The sequence below is a fragment of the Rothia sp. HMSC069C01 genome (genome assembly GCF_001814655.1).
Classification (GTDB): domain Bacteria; phylum Actinomycetota; class Actinomycetes; order Actinomycetales; family Micrococcaceae; genus Rothia; species Rothia dentocariosa.
In genome coordinates, this window is the sequence record NZ_KV817408.1 from 687,432 (window position 1) to 704,722 (window position 17,291).

General features: G+C 52.5%; 15 protein-coding genes. 10 read left to right on the forward strand and 5 right to left on the reverse strand.

All coding sequences use genetic code 11. The annotated features are described in order from the left end of the window. Positions 1–240: 240 nt before the first annotated feature. Positions 241–1,293 carry a cell division protein ZapE gene (zapE, locus tag HMPREF2981_RS09670; protein ID WP_070662666.1) on the reverse strand — a complete coding sequence of 351 codons (1,053 nt, stop codon included), beginning with the start codon at positions 1,291–1,293 and terminating at the stop codon, positions 241–243. A gap of 239 nt (positions 1,294–1,532) precedes the next feature. Continuing rightward, on the reverse strand, positions 1,533–3,344 hold the full coding sequence (locus HMPREF2981_RS09675; RefSeq protein WP_070662672.1) for a cytochrome c biogenesis protein DipZ: 1,812 nt from the start codon (positions 3,342–3,344) through the stop codon (positions 1,533–1,535). A gap of 360 nt (positions 3,345–3,704) precedes the next feature. Between HMPREF2981_RS09675 and HMPREF2981_RS09680 the strand changes: the two genes are divergently transcribed. The 8 genes from HMPREF2981_RS09680 to HMPREF2981_RS09715 all read left to right on the forward strand — a co-directional run bounded on the left by HMPREF2981_RS09680 (position 3,705) and on the right by HMPREF2981_RS09715 (position 9,481). Beyond that, positions 3,705–4,082, forward strand: a complete 378-nt coding sequence (locus HMPREF2981_RS09680) for a hypothetical protein (RefSeq protein WP_246825449.1) — start codon at positions 3,705–3,707, stop codon at positions 4,080–4,082. 121 nt (positions 4,083–4,203) lie between these two features. After that, complete coding sequence (locus HMPREF2981_RS09685) at positions 4,204–4,827, forward strand: sigma-70 family RNA polymerase sigma factor (RefSeq protein ID WP_238382318.1); 624 nt, start codon at positions 4,204–4,206, stop codon at positions 4,825–4,827. Then, a complete protein-coding gene (locus HMPREF2981_RS09690; RefSeq protein WP_070662678.1) occupies positions 4,817–5,743 on the forward strand; it encodes an anti-sigma factor in 927 nt (308 codons plus the stop codon). The genes HMPREF2981_RS09685 and HMPREF2981_RS09690 overlap by 11 nt, the downstream gene beginning before the upstream one ends. 88 nt (positions 5,744–5,831) lie before the next feature. After that, positions 5,832–6,332 (forward strand): Cys-tRNA(Pro) deacylase, encoded by a 501-nt coding sequence (gene ybaK, locus HMPREF2981_RS09695; protein WP_013398935.1) that lies wholly within the window; start codon positions 5,832–5,834, stop codon positions 6,330–6,332. Continuing rightward, the gene (locus HMPREF2981_RS09700; RefSeq protein WP_070662681.1) at positions 6,313–6,882 is read left to right on the forward strand and encodes a GNAT family N-acetyltransferase; all 570 of its coding nucleotides are present in this window, start codon (positions 6,313–6,315) and stop codon (positions 6,880–6,882) included. The genes ybaK and HMPREF2981_RS09700 overlap by 20 nt, the downstream gene beginning before the upstream one ends. 22 nt (positions 6,883–6,904) lie before the next feature. Next, a complete protein-coding gene (msrB, locus tag HMPREF2981_RS09705) occupies positions 6,905–7,321 on the forward strand; it encodes a peptide-methionine (R)-S-oxide reductase MsrB (RefSeq protein ID WP_048779143.1) in 417 nt (138 codons plus the stop codon). A 173-nt stretch (positions 7,322–7,494) separates the two neighbouring features. Further along, a complete protein-coding gene (locus HMPREF2981_RS09710) occupies positions 7,495–8,769 on the forward strand; it encodes an HRDC domain-containing protein (protein WP_004004500.1) in 1,275 nt (424 codons plus the stop codon). A gap of 190 nt (positions 8,770–8,959) precedes the next feature. Continuing rightward, positions 8,960–9,481 (forward strand): Rieske (2Fe-2S) protein, encoded by a 522-nt coding sequence (locus HMPREF2981_RS09715; protein ID WP_048779146.1) that lies wholly within the window; start codon positions 8,960–8,962, stop codon positions 9,479–9,481. Between the two features lie 138 nt (positions 9,482–9,619). On the opposite strand, the gene dxs is transcribed toward HMPREF2981_RS09715, so the two are convergent. From dxs to HMPREF2981_RS09730, 3 genes are all read right to left on the reverse strand, one after another. After that, positions 9,620–11,629, reverse strand: a complete 2,010-nt coding sequence (gene dxs, locus HMPREF2981_RS09720) for a 1-deoxy-D-xylulose-5-phosphate synthase (protein WP_070662684.1) — start codon at positions 11,627–11,629, stop codon at positions 9,620–9,622. 164 nt (positions 11,630–11,793) lie between these two features. Beyond that, positions 11,794–13,428: a class I SAM-dependent RNA methyltransferase gene (locus tag HMPREF2981_RS09725; RefSeq protein ID WP_070662687.1), complete on the reverse strand. Its 1,635-nt coding sequence runs from the start codon at positions 13,426–13,428 to the stop codon at positions 11,794–11,796. 111 nt (positions 13,429–13,539) lie between these two features. Next, positions 13,540–15,621, reverse strand: a complete 2,082-nt coding sequence (locus HMPREF2981_RS09730) for an APC family permease (RefSeq protein ID WP_070662692.1) — start codon at positions 15,619–15,621, stop codon at positions 13,540–13,542. Positions 15,622–15,718: 97 nt separating this feature from the next. Here HMPREF2981_RS09730 and HMPREF2981_RS09735 point away from each other — a divergent pair, with 97 nt between their 5' ends. Beyond that, complete coding sequence (locus HMPREF2981_RS09735) at positions 15,719–16,486, forward strand: potassium channel family protein (protein WP_048751600.1); 768 nt, start codon at positions 15,719–15,721, stop codon at positions 16,484–16,486. 12 nt (positions 16,487–16,498) lie between these two features. Further along, positions 16,499–17,152 carry a potassium channel family protein gene (locus HMPREF2981_RS09740; protein ID WP_004004494.1) on the forward strand — a complete coding sequence of 218 codons (654 nt, stop codon included), beginning with the start codon at positions 16,499–16,501 and terminating at the stop codon, positions 17,150–17,152. Positions 17,153–17,291 lie beyond the last annotated feature (139 nt).

A 17,291-nucleotide genomic window follows, 5' to 3' on the forward strand; every position in this document is an offset into this window, starting at 1 on the left:
CAAGGTGGTGCTCTACCAACTGAGCTACAACCGCTTATCAGGTGCTTTTCAAGCATCAACAACAGGCTTTACCCGTCACACTGACAGATAAATACTATACGGGTTTTTTCATCGTTTGCCAAATCTTTTGCCACACTTTTTAGGCCGAGCGTCAGTACCAAAAACCTTATGACCTTCTACACAAATAAGGTCGCAAATATCAAGCACAGCATTCTACGCTATACCGCAATGCCATGAAGTCTAAGCGTCTGATTCCCCTAGCAAGCCTTCACGAGCGAGCGCCGTCAGACGCGAGACGGCACGGAAGTACTTCTTCTGGTAACCGCCAGCAAGCATTTCGGGTGTGAAGACCTGGTCGAAGGGTACACCGGATGAGACGATCGGCAGGTCTTTGTCGTAAAGACGGTCAGCGAGCACAACAAAGCGCAGCGCTACCGCTTGCTCGGTAATCGGGTGTACATCGCGCCAAGCGATACCCTGCAGACCGTCGATAAACTGGCGGTAACGGGAAGGGTGCACTTTCGCTAGGTGTTCGACAAGCTCTGAGAAGGTATCGATACCCACGGTTTTTCCATAGAATACTTCCTCAACCTTAGCGTCGAACGCGTCGGGAGTTACGGGTTCCGGTGCAGCTGGAAGACCGCGATGACGGAAGTCTTCACCATCCACACGGTGCACTTCGAATTGTTCGGCGAGTACTTGGATTTCACGTTTGAAGTCTTCGGCGGCAAAGCGTCCTTCGCCGAGGGCACCGGGTAGAGTGTTGGAGGTTGCTACGAGTTTGACGCCAGCATCTGCGAGTTCGCGCATCAAGCGGGACATGAGGACAGTATCGCCGGGGTCGTCAAGCTCGAATTCGTCAATGCAGACGAGCTTGTACCCACTGAGCGCTTCTACGGTTTTGCGGAAGGTGAGGGCACCAACCAGGTTGGTGTATTCGACGAAGGTACCGAAGGCTTTGGGTCCGTCAACATAGTGCCATAGGGAGGCTAGAAGGTGGGTTTTCCCAACACCGAAGCCGCCGTCTAAATAGAGCCCGGATTTTGCGGAGTCTTTCTTTTTACCGCCAAAAAGTTTGCCGAAGAACCCGCTGGAACTTCCTCCTTTGTTGATTTTATCGCCGAAGGTTTTGAGTTTTTGTACTGCTTCAGCTTGGGAGGGCTGGTTTGGATCGGGAATATAGCTGTCGAATGACACTTCACCGAATCGTTCTGAGGGACGAAATCCAGCGAGAAGCTCTTCTGCTGAGACGTTTGGGATACGTTCGGTAAGGTGTTCGTAGGTGACGGGCACGATATAACTTTCTGAGTGACGTCTATGTTACTTGTCTTAAGTTTAGTACGGATGTGCTGCGCTTGCCGCAGCCCGGTACTCGGAGTGCTCTCTCCCTCGGGTACAGATGCGGTGAAAACACAGTAAAACCCGGGACTATGCGTTTTACGTGGTTTTAGTCATGTGTGATCTAAAACCTTGAAAACACAGTCCCGGGTTTAGTCGTCAGGGGTGAATTCTGTGTGAGATTCGGCAGAGACTTATGAGAAGGTGAGCGAGTACAGCTGCACTCCGGGCGAGACCTTGAGCTCAATAACTCCGCTACTTTGCTCATCGCCGCGCACAATGTGGTGGGCGTTGGGAGCGCCGTCTACGTGAATCTTTTCCGTTGTACCATTGCGCCGCACTTCGATGGTACCGCTGCCGCCGGCAACAACCTGCGCTCCGTGGGCACGATAGTTAATCCGCAAAGTGCCGTCGTTTCCTTGAGGCTCAATACGTTCGGGGGTTATGGACCACGTACCGTTGAGGTCGTATTGGTCAACAGCTAGACGATCTGCTGGTTTGAAGGTTCGGGTTCCGTTAGCGTAGCTTTCTTGCCCCGCAAAGTACATTGCGCGTTTAGAGCCTAGATACGTTTCAGGGGTTCGCGCATCATGCGCGTTTTGTGTTTCCTCTTGTACATCATCCTTGTGAATAGGGTCTGGAAGCTGCACTTGTGGGTTTGCAGCTTTGAGAAGTTCGCGTACCTGTGCCTCAGTCACCTTATGCCCACCTTCACCATAGTGAACAGCACGAAGTTTACCTTCACTATCAATGAGATAGTGTGCAGGCCAATAGCGGTTGCTGTAAGCACGCCAAATAGCATAGTCGTTGTCTTGAACTACCGGGTATTTAATACCTAGGTTCTCAATGCCTGCCTGGACGTTCTTACCTTCGTGTTCGAACGCATATTCCGGCGTGTGTACTCCCACTATTTCTAGACCATAATCATGATATTTGGCGTAGAGTTCATTCAGGTGCGGTGCCGTCCTCTGACAGTTAATGCACGAGTATGCCCAAAAATCAACGAGTGTAACCTTTCCACGCATATGAGCGAGACTTGGCTGATTCTCAGTGTTGAAGTTACCCGTGCCACCTGCTAATTCCGGGGCAGAGCCGCAGTCCTGCAATTTTTCTTCATCGGGTCGGCACGAGCTTATCGACCCACCGGTGGAAGAAGAAATAATATTATTCTGCGTATCTTGACTGATAGTCTGCTCAATCCCTTCCGTATAATTCGGAATTGCGCGCTGCAGCTGGGCGGGAACGTTGAATACTAGTCCGATTGAAAGAGCGATCAAGAGTATACCCGAGGCGGTGCGCACTCCACGCTGGTGGGTGCGGAACGTCTTAACTCGTTCTGCAATGCTCCGCCCCGCAAGAGCAAAGATCAACAACGGAATAGCTGTTCCGAAAGCAAAAGATAGGGTGAGTGCTACGGTTTCGATACCGATGTTTCCAGTTGCGCCAGCAAGGGTAATAGCTGCAAGAACCGGACCCGCACAGGGCACATAGACGAGACCGAGAGCAAGCCCCATGAGGAAGCCGCCACGTGTGGTGCTGCGTTTCGCTCCGAACTTTGAGAATTTCGCGAAAGGTTTTTCAAGCATGCGCTCCAACGGGGGTATAAGCATGCTCAGCCCAACAATAATGAGGAAGGTGATACCTAAAATCCTCAGCGTATCTTGCGGCAAGTGCAGGGCAGCAAGAATAACCGAACCGAGCAGGGTAAAGAGGCTGAAGCTCAGAACAAGCCCGCCTACAACTTGATAGGGACGCCAGCGTGATGCAGTACGCTGCATGGGTGCTGGAGCTGCGTTTCCGATAACTGCGCTTCTGCGCGAGAATAAGGCTTGCATATTGTCCGCAGAATCTTTTGCTATGCCTGTTTGTCCAAATTCGGTAGATGCAGTGCGCGCTGAATCTGCACCGCCAGTGACGAGAATAACGGGCAAGATAGGCAGGATACAGGGCGAGATCCCAGTGATGAGACCACCGAGTATGCCAAGGATGATGAGCGATAACAGCATAGTTATTCTTCCTCATGGATTGGTAATGCGAGGCGATGCTGCCCCGCGTGTTGTCATGGTTATATTCGGAACGAACTGTGGTTTCGGTTTGGTTGAAATTATTTTTATAGCGATGCCTGCACAATTGACAGCATCTTGATGAGGCCTTTTACTGCGCAATATTCAAGCTCATGGATGTTTTTCTCAAGGTGTTGCGAGAGGTAGTCGGATACATCATTTAAAAATTTTTCTGAGGTTTTGCAATCCGAGCGGGCTGAATGTTCCGAATACCTAATGAGTCCAGTTTAGGATTCTGAATATTTTGCAATGGTACGGGCGCTCCTCCGCGTTACCTGTGCCGATATAAGATTGGAGTTACGTATGTCCGTTATTCTTCGCACTGCATCTTTTGCAGCTGTTTCTCTAGCCCTCGTTGCTGGTGTTTCTGCATGTTCTTCTAACGCTTCTGATCAGAACTCATCGCCGAGCGCATCGTCGAGCTCTTCTGCATCATCCACCCCCTCTTCTTCTGCCATGATGAGTTCAGAGGCTATGATGTCGCCTTCAGCTATGCCAAGCCAGTCTGCCATGTCTGGGGACAAGATGGAAGGCGACCACGGCAAGATGGACGGCGATAAAATGCAGGGAGATCATGACAGCATGAAGCATGATGACAATAAGATGGACGGTGACAAAGAAGGCAAGATGGAAAACAAAGACGCCATGATGTCTCCTTCGGCTTCCGCCATGTCGAAGTAATATTTTGCCGGTATGCTGCTTTACACCCTGGAATATTTTCTAGGGTGTAAAACATACCTAAACTTCGCTTATCACCGACACAATAATCCAATGTCATCATAGGGCGTGAGATGATATGACCATGACTTTTTTGGATCGTCAGGTGACTTCGGCGTATCAAGAAGCTCAAAAAGCCACCCAAATTCCTCAGGAATATCAGCGCTTAACTGCGTTGATGGAGTGTGCTGCCGCAGGAAACGAACACTGTTTTGAAGCTCTATACGATGCCCTCGTTCCGCGTCTGTACGCGCTTATTAACCGCATTCTTCATAACCGAACGCATGCGGAAGAAGTTACTCAAGAAGTTTTTCTAGAAATATGGCAAAAAGCGCCTTTATACCGTGCAGAACGGGGTACTGTGTTGTCGTGGGCTGCAACTATTGCTCACCGCCGTGCGGTTGATCGGGTGCGCTCCGTTGCAGCCTCCACAGAACGTGATTTCACACGCGGTCTTGAGGAGTATCGCGAATCTTATCATCATGTTGATGACGCAATAGCTGCTTTTATGGATACGGAGGAGGTTCATCATGCTCTATCGGGTATTCCACGCGAACAAGCGCAGCTGCTCACTATGGCATATTTCGGAGGTAAATCACAGCGCGAGATCTCCGATGAAACGGGCATTCCTCTAGGAACTGTCAAAACCCGCATGCGCGCTGGCATGCAGAAACTACGTGAACGATTGGAGGGCACCCGTGAGCACTAAAGACTATCCCGAAGATTTCCCCGATAAACTCGACTACGCCCTCCACACGCTTTCACCAACGCAACGTATAGCGTTTGAATCGTGGGCCCCCAAACACGAACGCGAAGATGCTAAGGCCGATGCTGCGGTCCTCTCTGAGGTTTTTGGTGCTTCACTCACTCCGCATGAGCCGTCCGCTGAGCTTAAAGCTCGTGTGATGGCGCAGGTTGCGCATACCGAGCAAATCCAGTCAGCTAATGAGCTAGGTACAGATGATGTGAATGCCGAGCATAAGAGTTATCATGCCAATTCCGAAGGTTACTTTGCATCAGATAATGCAGACAACGCTCAAGCTATCGCAGACTCAGAGGATTCCGCTTATGCACGAGCTAAACGGCGTTGGTTCGGGGCTCAGGGTAAATTCTCACCATCTCGCATGACGGCTGCGGCAAGTATTATTATCGCTGCTGGTCTGGGCATATGGGGTTTCACGCAGCATCAGCAACTAGAACGTACCTCCCAGGAGCTTCAAGCCGCGAGGGTGTCCTCTTCGACCCCAGCGCATCCGGCAACTGCACGACCCGGCGACCAGTCGATCGTCGAGCAGATCAGCATGGCTCCTGACCTTTCAATGGCCCAAGGTAAAGTCAACGGTATGCCAGTATCGGTCATGTACTCCCCTTCCCACAACATGGCGGGTGTTTCAACGACAAATCTGCCTGCGCTGCCCGAAGGAAAGGTCTATAAACTCTGGTTTTACGATGCTCAGGGCAATATTGTGGGATCTGGAATCCTCAATTCTGCTGGCCGCGGTGCCGGGATCACAACCATGACAGAGCACGATCTGAGTACGGTCACCAACTTTGGTATCTCAATTGAAGATGAATCGGCTAATTCTCCTAGTCAGAAACCCGCTATGCTGGAAAACGTTGTGTAGCCTAACGCTTGCAGGCATCCCATCCCTACGCAGGTAAAGGTGATACATACCTTAGGGGTTCACCTCACGTTTTCGTAGAATAGTCTTCATGGCTAAAAAGAATAAAGGCGGCAAGAAAGGTGCCTCCACCGCTGCGGTCGCGCTCTTGAAGGAAACTAAGACTCCTTTTGAGATTCGTGAGTACGAGCATGTGGAGGGAGAAACCTCCTTTGGGTTGGAGGCCGCGCAGAAACTTGGCGCCAATCCTGAGCAGGTATTTAAAACGCTTCTTATTGTTCATGACAAAGATTTTGCGGTGGCGGTAGTGCCGGTGAGTGGGCAGCTAAACCTGAAAGCGGCGGCACACGCACTTGGTTGGAAGAGCGCCTCCATGTGCGATCCGAAGGTTGCCGAGCGCCGCACTGGATATGTGGTGGGTGGTATTTCGCCGTTAGGGCAGAAAACTCCTTCCCCCACGCTTTTGGATGCCAGCGCTGAGCAGTATCAAACTATCTTGGTCTCTGGCGGTAAACGCGGGCTTGATATTGAGCTCTCCCCCGCCGACTTGCTTAAACTCACTGGCGGCAACTATGCGCCTCTTCGCGCCTGAGCAGCCGTGTCTTGAGCTGCGGATCCCTGCAGCGGAGGACGCCGCCGAATGGTATGCGCTGTTCAGGGATACGCGCGTCATGGAGTATTTGGGGCGCCCCGCAGATTCACTCGCCCACTATGAGGATATGGTGGTGCGGACTCGCACCGAATACGAGCGGGAAGGTTTCTGCCTCTACACGGTGCTGACCAACGGTGAGGTGGCTGGTTTCACCGGAGCCCACCGGTGGTTGAATGATTGGGGTCCGGTCGGAGAGATTGAGCTGGCTTGGCGGCTTGGGTGCGCTTTCTGGGGTGAGGGCATCGCCACCCGCGCCGCCCAGCAGGTAATGGGTGAGCTTGCGGAAGCTGGGCATCAGCAAGTCTTCGCTGTTGTTCATACCCACAACCAGGCATCAGCGGCGGTGGCCCAACGTTTAGGGATGCGTCAGCGCAGCAGCTACGAGGTGCGGATAAACGGCTTGACCCTGGCCATCACCGAGTGGGTCACGGACCTGTACCATCGGGAACAAAACCCGAGCCAGAACCGTTATAACGACGACAGCTCATAAGAGAAGATTTGAAGGAGTAGCAGTGGGAAACTCACTACCGGGTGCCGGTAAAATTGCGAAGAATTGGCGTGAAGTTCTCAAACCCGAAGAATACGCGGTGCTGCGTGAAGGCGGCACCGAACGAGCCTTCACCGGCGAATACTGGGACACGAAAACCGAGGGTGTATATTCGTGCCGAGCCTGTGGTACCGAGCTTTTCCGCTCTGCTGAGAAGTTTGAGTCGCACTGCGGCTGGCCCTCTTTCTTCGCTCCACTCGCCGAAGATCGTGTGCGGTATCTGGAAGATACCACGTTAGGGATGCGCCGAGTAGAGGTACGTTGCGCCGCCTGCGATTCGCATCTGGGTCACGTGTTTGAAGGCGAAGGATACGATACTCCGACTGATCTGCGGTATTGCATCAATTCTGTCTGTCTCACATTGGAACCGCAGAAGTCGTAAGCTAGAGCTATTTACGAGACAATACTGCTGTTAGCCCGGTGCCGGTCCTTGGGTTTTCGGTATATTTGAAGAAACATGTAACGCACAGCGGCAACGGGTAGAATGGTGGAGTTATTGTTTTCAGCCCCGTCGAGGGAGCTACCAGAAACGGATATTCAAGGAACCACTTTCAGATGAGTCTCAGCCCGAGTACCGAGCCTATCAAACTCCCCCCTATGCTCGGATTACCTGCTGATTTCACGGTTCCTGATGTTATTCCGCTAACTACCCCGTCAGTTCCGGTCCCCTCCATTATCAACACGGAGAGGGCGCTTGAACGTGCTGCTGAATCTTTGCGTGCTGCATCCGGTCCGGTTGCAGTCGATACGGAACGCGCACAGGGTATACGGTACGGGATCAGGGCTTTCTTGGTGCAGCTGAAACGCGAAGATAAGCTCTACCTGATCGATCCCGAAGCTTTTTCTGACCTTAGGATCATCAACGATGCTCTAGCAGATGCCGAATGGATTATTCACGCGGCAACCCAGGATTTTCCAAGTCTGGATCTTCTTGGAATGCGACCGCGTCTTCTCTTTGATACCGAGCTCGGTGCACGTTTAGCGGGCCTGGAACGGGTGAACCTGGGAGCTGTTGTCGAAGAGCTTCTGGGGTACAAACTTGAGAAAAAGCACTCCCAAGAAGACTGGTCACAACGTCCTTTGCCAGAGTCTTGGCTCAACTATGCATGCCTTGATGTTGATGTACTGGCAGATTTACGCGATGCCTTGGAAGAGGTTTTAGAAGACCAGGGAAAACTTGAGTATGCCCGACAGGAATTTGCCTATCTCTGTTCGCTGCCGCCCGCTGACCCTGCCGCGAAGAAAGCCGAACGGTGGAGGAAAACGAAGGGGCGGAACACACTCCGGTCTGTACCGCAACTAACAGCCCTGCGGAATCTTTGGTTCGAGCGCGATAAATTAGCGCAGAAGAAAGATATAGATTCTAAGGCTTTACTCTCAGATGCCGCGCTCGTTGAGGCTGCGCAGAAAATGCCTCGTAATGTACCAGCTATCATGGCGATTCCGGGGTTCCGTACTCGACTGTTGAAACGTGAAGGTCCCCGCTGGGTGCGTGCGATAGTATCAGCTTCTCGGGGTGAGGACCCGGCGCCCTACACCATTCCGGCAACCGCTCCTCCCCCGCTTAAGGCTTGGGAAACGAAACGCCCTATTTCACTAGAGATTCTTAGCGAAGTGCGGAAGATAGTACAACGGGAGTCAGAGCGGCTCAATATTCCAGCACAGAATATTATTAGCGCTGACTGCATACGGCGTCTGTGCTGGGATCCGCCCGAGCCTTACTCTCAAGAGGCCCTTCTTGAGGCTCTTCGCTCGCATGATGTGCGCCCGTGGCAGATTGAAATCCTCGCCCCGGATCTTCATGAAGTTTTCCAGCGACACCTTGGCTAATGCCTTAACACATGGATCTCTCAACCCAAGAAAAATATGGAGGCGCGCGCCACACAACAAAACGGCTTATTCGCGTGCATACGACTTATCCTCTAGATTTATAAGAGAGCGACGCAGCTATCCCACAGGTACGGTCGCCTCAGCATCACACAAGCCCGGCTTCACACACCGGGGAATTCAAGGAGGAACGATGAACGAAGTACCATCGTGCACCTGTTCGTGCGCACAATTAGAAATTTCTGCGCACGAGCCAAACTCTCAGAGCGTTCAGCAGCTGGAGCATAAACTTTCGCGCCGAAATGCACTCGTAGCGGGGGCCACAGCTACCGCAGGGGCTCTTGCTTTAAGCGCCTGTGCCGAAGGTTCCAGCGGTGGTGGAGGAGGCGGCGGTAACGGTGCTGCCGGGCCAGAGTCCCCCACCGATATCGCGGCAGTTTCGGAGGTACCCGTCGGCAAAGCGGCGAAACTTACCAAAGGCGGTGTTACCGTTATCGTATCTCAGCCTGAAGACGGTGTCTTCAAGGCTTTTAGCTCCACCTGCACCCACCAGGGCTGCCAACTCAACGTACAAAACAGCAGCCAAATTGTGTGCCCCTGCCATGGTTCTCAGTTTGCGCTCGCCGATGGCTCAGTCAAAGGCGGACCGGCCGAGTCACCGTTAAAATCCTATAAGGCAGAGGTGAAAGACGGTAGGATCATTGTTGGGGGCTAGGTATCTTTCACACATTAGTATTGGCGGCACGTTAGTTTTTAACGTCTAGATTTCATGTCAATAAAAACGTTGGGGTGTGTGAAAATCTACACACCCCAACGTTTTATTTTTTTGCACTCGGTCAAGTACCACAAAAAATTACTGAGTATGCCGAGGCTTTTGCCCTTCTTCGCGTGCGAAGGGAACCTTATCGCCCGCAAGCTGGGCGAGAATATCGGCAGTAATGGTTTCCGCGCACAAACCAACATCTTCCAGGATTTCCTCACGTGACGCATGCGGTATAAATTCTGCCGGTAAGCCGAGCTCACTCAACGCCGTGTCCACGCCAGCCGCACGCATCTCTTGGCGAATGCGTGAACCCACACCGCCCGCGCGCACACCATCTTCGAGAGTCACAACGATGCGGTGGTCTCGCGCAAAATCCACCACCGAATGCGGAACCGGCATAACCCATCGCGGATCAATCACCGTCGAATGGATGCCCTGCTCGGCAAGGCGCTCAGACACTTCGAGCGCTACCCGTGCCATAGCGCCAACGGCAACAAACAGCACATCGCGCTGCCCAGTTTCAGGATGCGGCCGCCCGGTGCGGGTCAGCACATCCACCCCGTCAGAGCGGCGTTCCAGGGCAGCGATATCTTCACCCACCGACCCCTTTGGGTACCTAACAACGGTCGGCGCATCATCAATAGCAACGGCTTCACGAAGCGCTTCACGAAGCGTCGCAGCATCGCGTGGGGCCGCCAAGTTTAACCCAGGAATAAACTGCAGAAGCGATAAGTCCCACATGCCGTGGTGACTTGCACCGTCAGGTCCAGTAATGCCGGAGCGGTCAAGAACCAGAGTCACGCCCGCCTTGTGAAGAGCAACATCCATCAAGAGCTGGTCGAAGCCACGGTTTAAGAATGTTGCATAGAGTGCCACCACAGGATGCATACCGCCATATGCCAAGCCCGCACTCATCGCAACGGCGTGCTGTTCTGCGATACCAACATCAATGACTCTGTTCGGATGCGCTTGCGCGAATTCACGTAGGCCAACAGGAATGAGCATGGCACCGGTAATGCCCACAATGTCTTCGCGTTCATCCGCGATCTGTTTGATCTCACGACCGAAAACACTCGTCCATGACTCTTCGGTGCTGGTTGAGACAGGCTTGCCGGTAAGAGGATCAATCCGTCCTACCGCATGGAATTGATCATCATCATTCGCACGTGCCGGAGCGTAACCGTGCCCTTTCTCTGTAATAGCGTGCACAATCACCGGTCCGCAGTAGCTCTTAGCGGCACGCAAGGCGGTCTCAACAGCTTCTTGATCGTGCCCATCAATTGGACCAACATATTTCATGCCGAGGTCTTCAAAAATACCCTTGGGAACCACAACGTCCTTAATACCAACCTTCATACCGTGCAGCCCCCGGTAAATCATCTGCCCCAGCGGTCCACCACGCTGCAGACCACGGCGCATAGCATCAAGCGCCCGATCATATCGATGGTCAAGACGCATACGGTCAACCTGCTGCTGCACCTCGTGCTTAAGTGCCGTCAGCTGGTTAGCAAAACCGCCAATAGTAGGCGCATACGATCGACCATTGTCATTGACTACAATAACGACTTTACGACTACGGTCAGCGGCGATATTATTCACGGCTTCCCAGGCCATGCCCCCGGTCAACGCACCATCACCGATTAAAACCACCGTATAGCGGTCATTTTCTCCGCTGAGAGCGTAGGCGCGTGAAATACCATCAGCCCAGGAAATTGATGATGAAGCGTGCGAGGACTGAATAATATCGTGTTCAGACTCGCCACGATCCGGGTACCCCGACAACCCACCCTTTTGGCGCAGGGTGTCAAAGGCGTGACGACCGGTCACCAGCTTGTGTACATAGGACTGATGCCCTGTATCAAAGAGAATAGAATCGTGGGGCGAATCAAAAATACGGTGGATACCAAGAGTCAGCTCAACAACGCCAAGATTGGGGCCTAAATGACCACCCGTTGCAGAAACATTCGTTACGATAAACTGACGGATCTCTTCAGCGAGTTCACGCAGCTGCTCGTAGCTGAGGGGGCGCAAATCCCGAGGTTCACGAATATCGGACAAGAGCCCTGAGGATTCCTTGTTCGCCTCGTTCTCAGCAGACATACACTCTCCTTCTGCACGGTTGAGGTCAACAATGTACCTCTAGGTCTAACAGTTAAATTCTAACGGGTTAGGTTATATATACCCATTTGAAGGTTGCCGAAAAAAGTCATGGTTACCGTGTTCGCCATCTTAGGTACATACAGTTTTGCTGTCTCTACGAGAATTTACTTATGACGTTTTGACAGACGCGCTGGACGAATACGCGCAGGCGCACGGTGAAAAAGAGCGAGTGTCTCAACATGATGCGTATTAGGGTACATATCAAATGCCCGTACCTGTACGAGATCCCAGCCTAGTTCACGCAAAATAGCTGTATCGCGTCCCAAGGCTGCAGGATCACATGCCACATATAGAATGCGCCCGGGCTTGAGTTCGTTGAGGCGTTCCAAAACTTTGCGGTTTGCCCCTTCGCGAGATGGGTCAAGTACCACGGCATCCGGGGTAGGTATCTGACCAAGGCTATGTGCTGCTTTAAGATCTTGAAGGCTTTGTGCAACGTCTCCGCGAATAACCTCAACACGGGTTTCCTTGGAGTTATCGCTTCGGGAAGGACCATCCGGCGCGAAGTTGGAACGCGCATCACGGTGCGTTACCGGGGAACCTTCAACGCTGATAACCGTTCCTTCTGATCCGACAGCATCCGCGAGCGCTGCTGTAAATAGCCCAGCACCGGCGTATAGGTCGAGGGCGCATTCGCCTAAGGTTGGGCGGAGCATGGTTAACATGGTGCCCATGAGAGTTGAGGGGGCACAGCGGTGAATCTGCCAGAAGCCACCTGCGGAGACCTGATAGCTGAACCTTCGCGGACCAAAACTTACTTCTTCGGTTACGGAACGTAACCCACCGCCAAGGAGTATATCTCCCTGACGCACACGCCGATAAGGGCTATGCACGCTGGGCTGCCCCGAACGCTTGCTCGGTTTTGCTTTCGATCCGCTATAGGGGGTGAAGAAAAGCGAGATTTTACGCTTAGCAAGCTCGCCCCAAAGCTGGATGCACTGCCTTTCAATCTCTTTGGCGACATGGGTTGTCTCAAACCGGGGGTCAACCATGAATTGGAGCAGAATACGCCCACGTGAAGACAGTGTTGCTTCCAGTTCTCGAACGCCCCGCAGGTTGAGCTTGTGAAGTTCTAGATCACGTAATTCGCGTGCCACGAGGGGAAAATCAACGACGGGTACCGGCTGCGAGCTGTGGTAGGGGTACATGCCGATGCGCCAATACGTGGTACCGTCTTCAACGCTTTTAGCGGTGGTGTACCGTATACGAGATCGCCAGGAGAGGTCGCCTTCGACGAGGTCTCGATTAGGCATAGACTCAACGATAAGGTTTGTTAAGAGTGGTGATTCTAGAGGGATGCCGCCTAGGCGATGAAGCTGAGTTCGTACGATCTCGGCTTTGTAACGCCGTTGTTCAGAGGGTTCTAGGTGTCCATATTCCATCCCACCAAGAAGCTCTGCTATGCCGGTGAGTTTCTGACGTTCTTCGGGGGTTTTGAGGGCATCTGCCTGCGCCCAGGGATGCTTACGGCGCACTGGTGCAGGCACTTTGACGGCTACAACATCTGCAAAGTAGAAACGGTTTTTTGGGCCTATTGCGGTAATCCGAACTTGGGCTTCTTCACCCACTACACCGTGCCGTACGAAAACGACCCCGGCGTGCGTACGTGCAACGAGTGCACCTCCGTGGGCGGGTGTCTCACAGGTTACCTGGATTAGATCGCCTATAGTGTACCCCTGCTCCGAGGTAACGTTATCCGCACCGGAGTCACGTACTGTGCTGGTTTCAGGGGTGTTCACGCGTCTTCTCCTTACAGAATTCTGATGTGAAGCATTCTACACCGCTTATTTTTAAATAACCGTTCAACCCTGTCATAAGCATGAGAAAATCTCAAGGGTTCTCATGGAATATCACGTTTCTTCTGTGTGGGTTGAGCCCCGATACATCGTATCGTTTTTATGGGAGTGAACGGAGGTATCAATGTCCTCGGTATCAATGGGCGTTGCATTCTCATGGATGCTCCACGGAACAGTCACAAGAATAACATTAGGTTCTTGCTCTAAAACTTTCTTAAGCTGTTTGACAGTTCGCGGATGAATGAGGCGCTGCCACCAATGTTCCGGAACAAACTCTGGAATGTAAACAGCAATAACATCCCGCGATGTATTGTTCTGAATACGGCGCACATAGTTATGTACGGCTTGGACGGTATCGCGGTAGGGTGAGTCAATCACCGAGAGTCGTACAGGAATCCGCATGCGATCCCAGCGAGTCTTCACATCGTCAAGAGTGGCCTGGTCGTTATTAACGGTCAGAGCTTCCAGCGTTGAAGGATGGGATGCGCGCGCATAGGCTAGGGCACGAAGCACGGGTTTGTTGAGGTCCTTCGTGTAAACAATGGCGTGCACCCGTGAAGGCAGCGAGGATAGATCGGCGGTTTCTAGATCTTCATATGGTATTTCTGCTGCTTTGATTACGGCATCGTAGTGTTTACGGGTTATCATCATGCCCCCGAACAAGGTAGCGATTATAAGAAGCGAAAGCCAGGCACCTGCCATGAACTTAGTGACAACAACGGTAATGAGTACAGCGGCGGTCACGATAACCCCGATGATACTGACGGCTAAGTCACGGATCAGGTGTCGGCGCGAAGTAAATGCCAGTGTAATGCGCAGTTTTCGGATGCGGTAGCTCACTACCGATCCTTGAGTGAGCAGCATCGAGAGGAACATACCCACGAGATAGAGCTGAATGAGCGAGAAAATATCCGAGCCAAAAAGCAACGTTAGACATGTTGCCATAACGGCCAGCAAGAGAACCCCGTTACGGTAGAGGCCCACAGAGTTGATACTCCGTAGCTGAACTGGCAGATACCTGCGATCAGCGAGAGCAGATGAACTCAACGGAAAACCAATAAAAGCTGTAAAAGACGCTATGGTCAGCACTGCAACGGTGGCAAAAACAAGCAGCTGAGGTATGAGCGGGGCACCATCATAGATAGCGAGTGCTATCTGATAGAGCGCGGGTTTCTGGTGGAAGAATTCGCCCGGCTCGCGCCCCTCAATCAACAAATATTGTGTGGTGTCATGCACCATAGTAACGCCGGTAACTTGGGCTATGTAAAGTATGCTGACGAGAAGCACACCCGTTATGGTACCCATAATCATGAGGGTGAGGGCGGCATTATGTTTTTTGGGGCGCCGGAAGAAACGCACGGAGTTTGAGATCGTGGAAACTCCGGAGAGCGCAACGGCACCCGCTGAAAAAGACCGTGAGATCAAAAAGAAGAACGCTATGCCAATCAGCTGTGAATCGACGTTTTCGGGGAGTACCGAGTAGTTTGCCGATTCTGCTTTAGCGAGCACACCCATCCAGGATTTGATAATTCCAATGCACAGCGTAACGCCTAGGATCGCGAGGAAAATATAGAGCGGCCAGTGTGCTATCTTTCCCATGAGTTGTAGACCGCGCAGAGACACTACGGTCAAAATAATGATGAGCAGTATTGCGATGGCGCTGCGATGATCTTGTAATTCTGGGTAAAGTGCCACCAGGAATGTTGCAGCCGACGACATGGAAACGGCAACCGTAAGCACGAAATCAAGAAGTACCGAGGCTCCCAAAATAACGGCGGGTTTACTGCCCAACCGCCGGTGCACTAGTTCAAAATCGCCTTCAGCAGCAACCTGATTAATGTTGTATCGGTAGGTTCCTACGATCATAAGACCTACGACGGCGACCGCTAACCCAACCCAAGGGGCATAGACAATGGCTGCGTTACCCGCAACGGCGAGCATCAGAATAATCTCGTCGGCGGCGTATGCGACAGATGAAATACCGTCAGAGCCGAAAAGGGGTAGGGCAAAACGCTTAGGCAGCGACATGGCCGCTACTTGACGCGAATCTACCGGCTTACCGGTGAAGGCGCTGCGAATTTTTTCCCAACGATATTTCACAGGTTTAAGGCTATCCGCCTGCGGGGTAAAGCTCAATTTTATTTGCCGCGTGTTTCGCAGGTCATCGGGCGTTTAGAGGTCTTACTCGGTACACTTAACAGGAAAACCGGTCGTCTGTTGAGGAGGAAAGCACATGCCCCATTTCGTCATTATGGGTTCTGGTCGTGTGGGAGTTATGCTTGCCCGTACTCTAGAGGCTTCGGGGCATACGGTAGCCGTTATCGATCAGGATGAGCGAGCTTTCCAGCCCTTGCGTAAGGGGTTCAGCGGGCAGTTGGTGACTGGTGTCGGTTTTGACCAAGAAACGCTCAAACAGGCGGGTATTTCGGACGCGTACGCTTTTGCTGCTGTATCTTCGGGAGATAATTCAAATATTATTGCCGCCCGCGTGGCGCGTGAGACTTTCAAAGTAAAAAATGTTGTTGCCCGAGTCTACGACCCAAATCGTGCTGAATTCTTTCAGCGTCTAGGTATTCCCACGGTAGCCGCCGTTCGGTGGTCAACGGATCAGGTGCTTCGTCGTCTGTTACCGGAGCAGGCACTCAAGGGGGATTTTCGGGAGCCATCGGGCAGGCTCATGCTTACTGAGATTCCACTGCATGAACAATGGGCAGGTCATGCACTCGTGGATATTGAGCGTGCTGCCGGGGTGCGCATCGCCTACATTACCCGATTCGGTGAAGGCATGCTGCCACGCCCAGATACCGCCTATCAGCAGGGAGATACCGTACACATTATGATGCGCACGGACGATATTAACGAAGTCTCTCGGATTCTTTCGCGGTCGCCTCGTACTGATGAAGACGTCGAGTACAGTACCGATCCGCGGCTGGATTGGTTCCATGCGAAGCCGATAGACCCGGCGCAGCACCCCGGCGATCGCCGTCGCCCGAAAGCATAAGGAGCTTATAACATGAAGGTACTTATTGTTGGGGCCGGTTCCGTGGGAGCATCTATCGCTAAGGAGCTCAAGGCGAATGGGCACACGGTCACTATTATTGATTCCAAGCCTGAGATGAAAAAACGTACCGACCTGCCGGGGGTGCGCTGGCATATTGGTGATGCCTGTGAGCTATCTGTTTTGCGCCAGGTTCACCCGAATACTGCTGATGTGATTGTTGCCGCCACCGGTGACGACAAAGTTAATCTGATGGTGTCTCTACTGTGCCGCAGCGAGTTTGGTGTACAACGCACTGTAGCGCGTGTGAATAATCCCCGGAATGAGTGGCTTTTCGATGATGCCTGGGGCGTGGATGTGGCAGTTTCCACTCCGCGTTTGATGACAGCTCTCGTGGAGGAAGCCGTCGAGGTGGGCGATGTGGTGCGTTTGCTTACGCTTCAGGCCGGCGGGGCGACGTTGGCGGCGTATACGGTACCGCTCGATCATCCTGTGATTGGCTACAGGATAGACCATGTGCAGTGGCCAACCGATACGGTACTCACCGCCATCTTGCGCGATGGCGTTCCGGTGGCCCCTTCCGCCGATGTTGTTATTGAGGGCGGCGACGAACTTTTCTTCATCACAACGCTTGACGGAGAAGATCAGATTCGGGCGCTCTTCGCCTAGATTATCTCTCTCCCCTCCTAGAGAACCAACGAAAACGAGCTATTTCTCAGCTGAAACGCGCGAAATATAGGAGCGGGTTATAGCGTCCTTTTGCTTACGCAGGTCGTTTGTCTTCTGAGCCTATAGCAATATGTGCCCA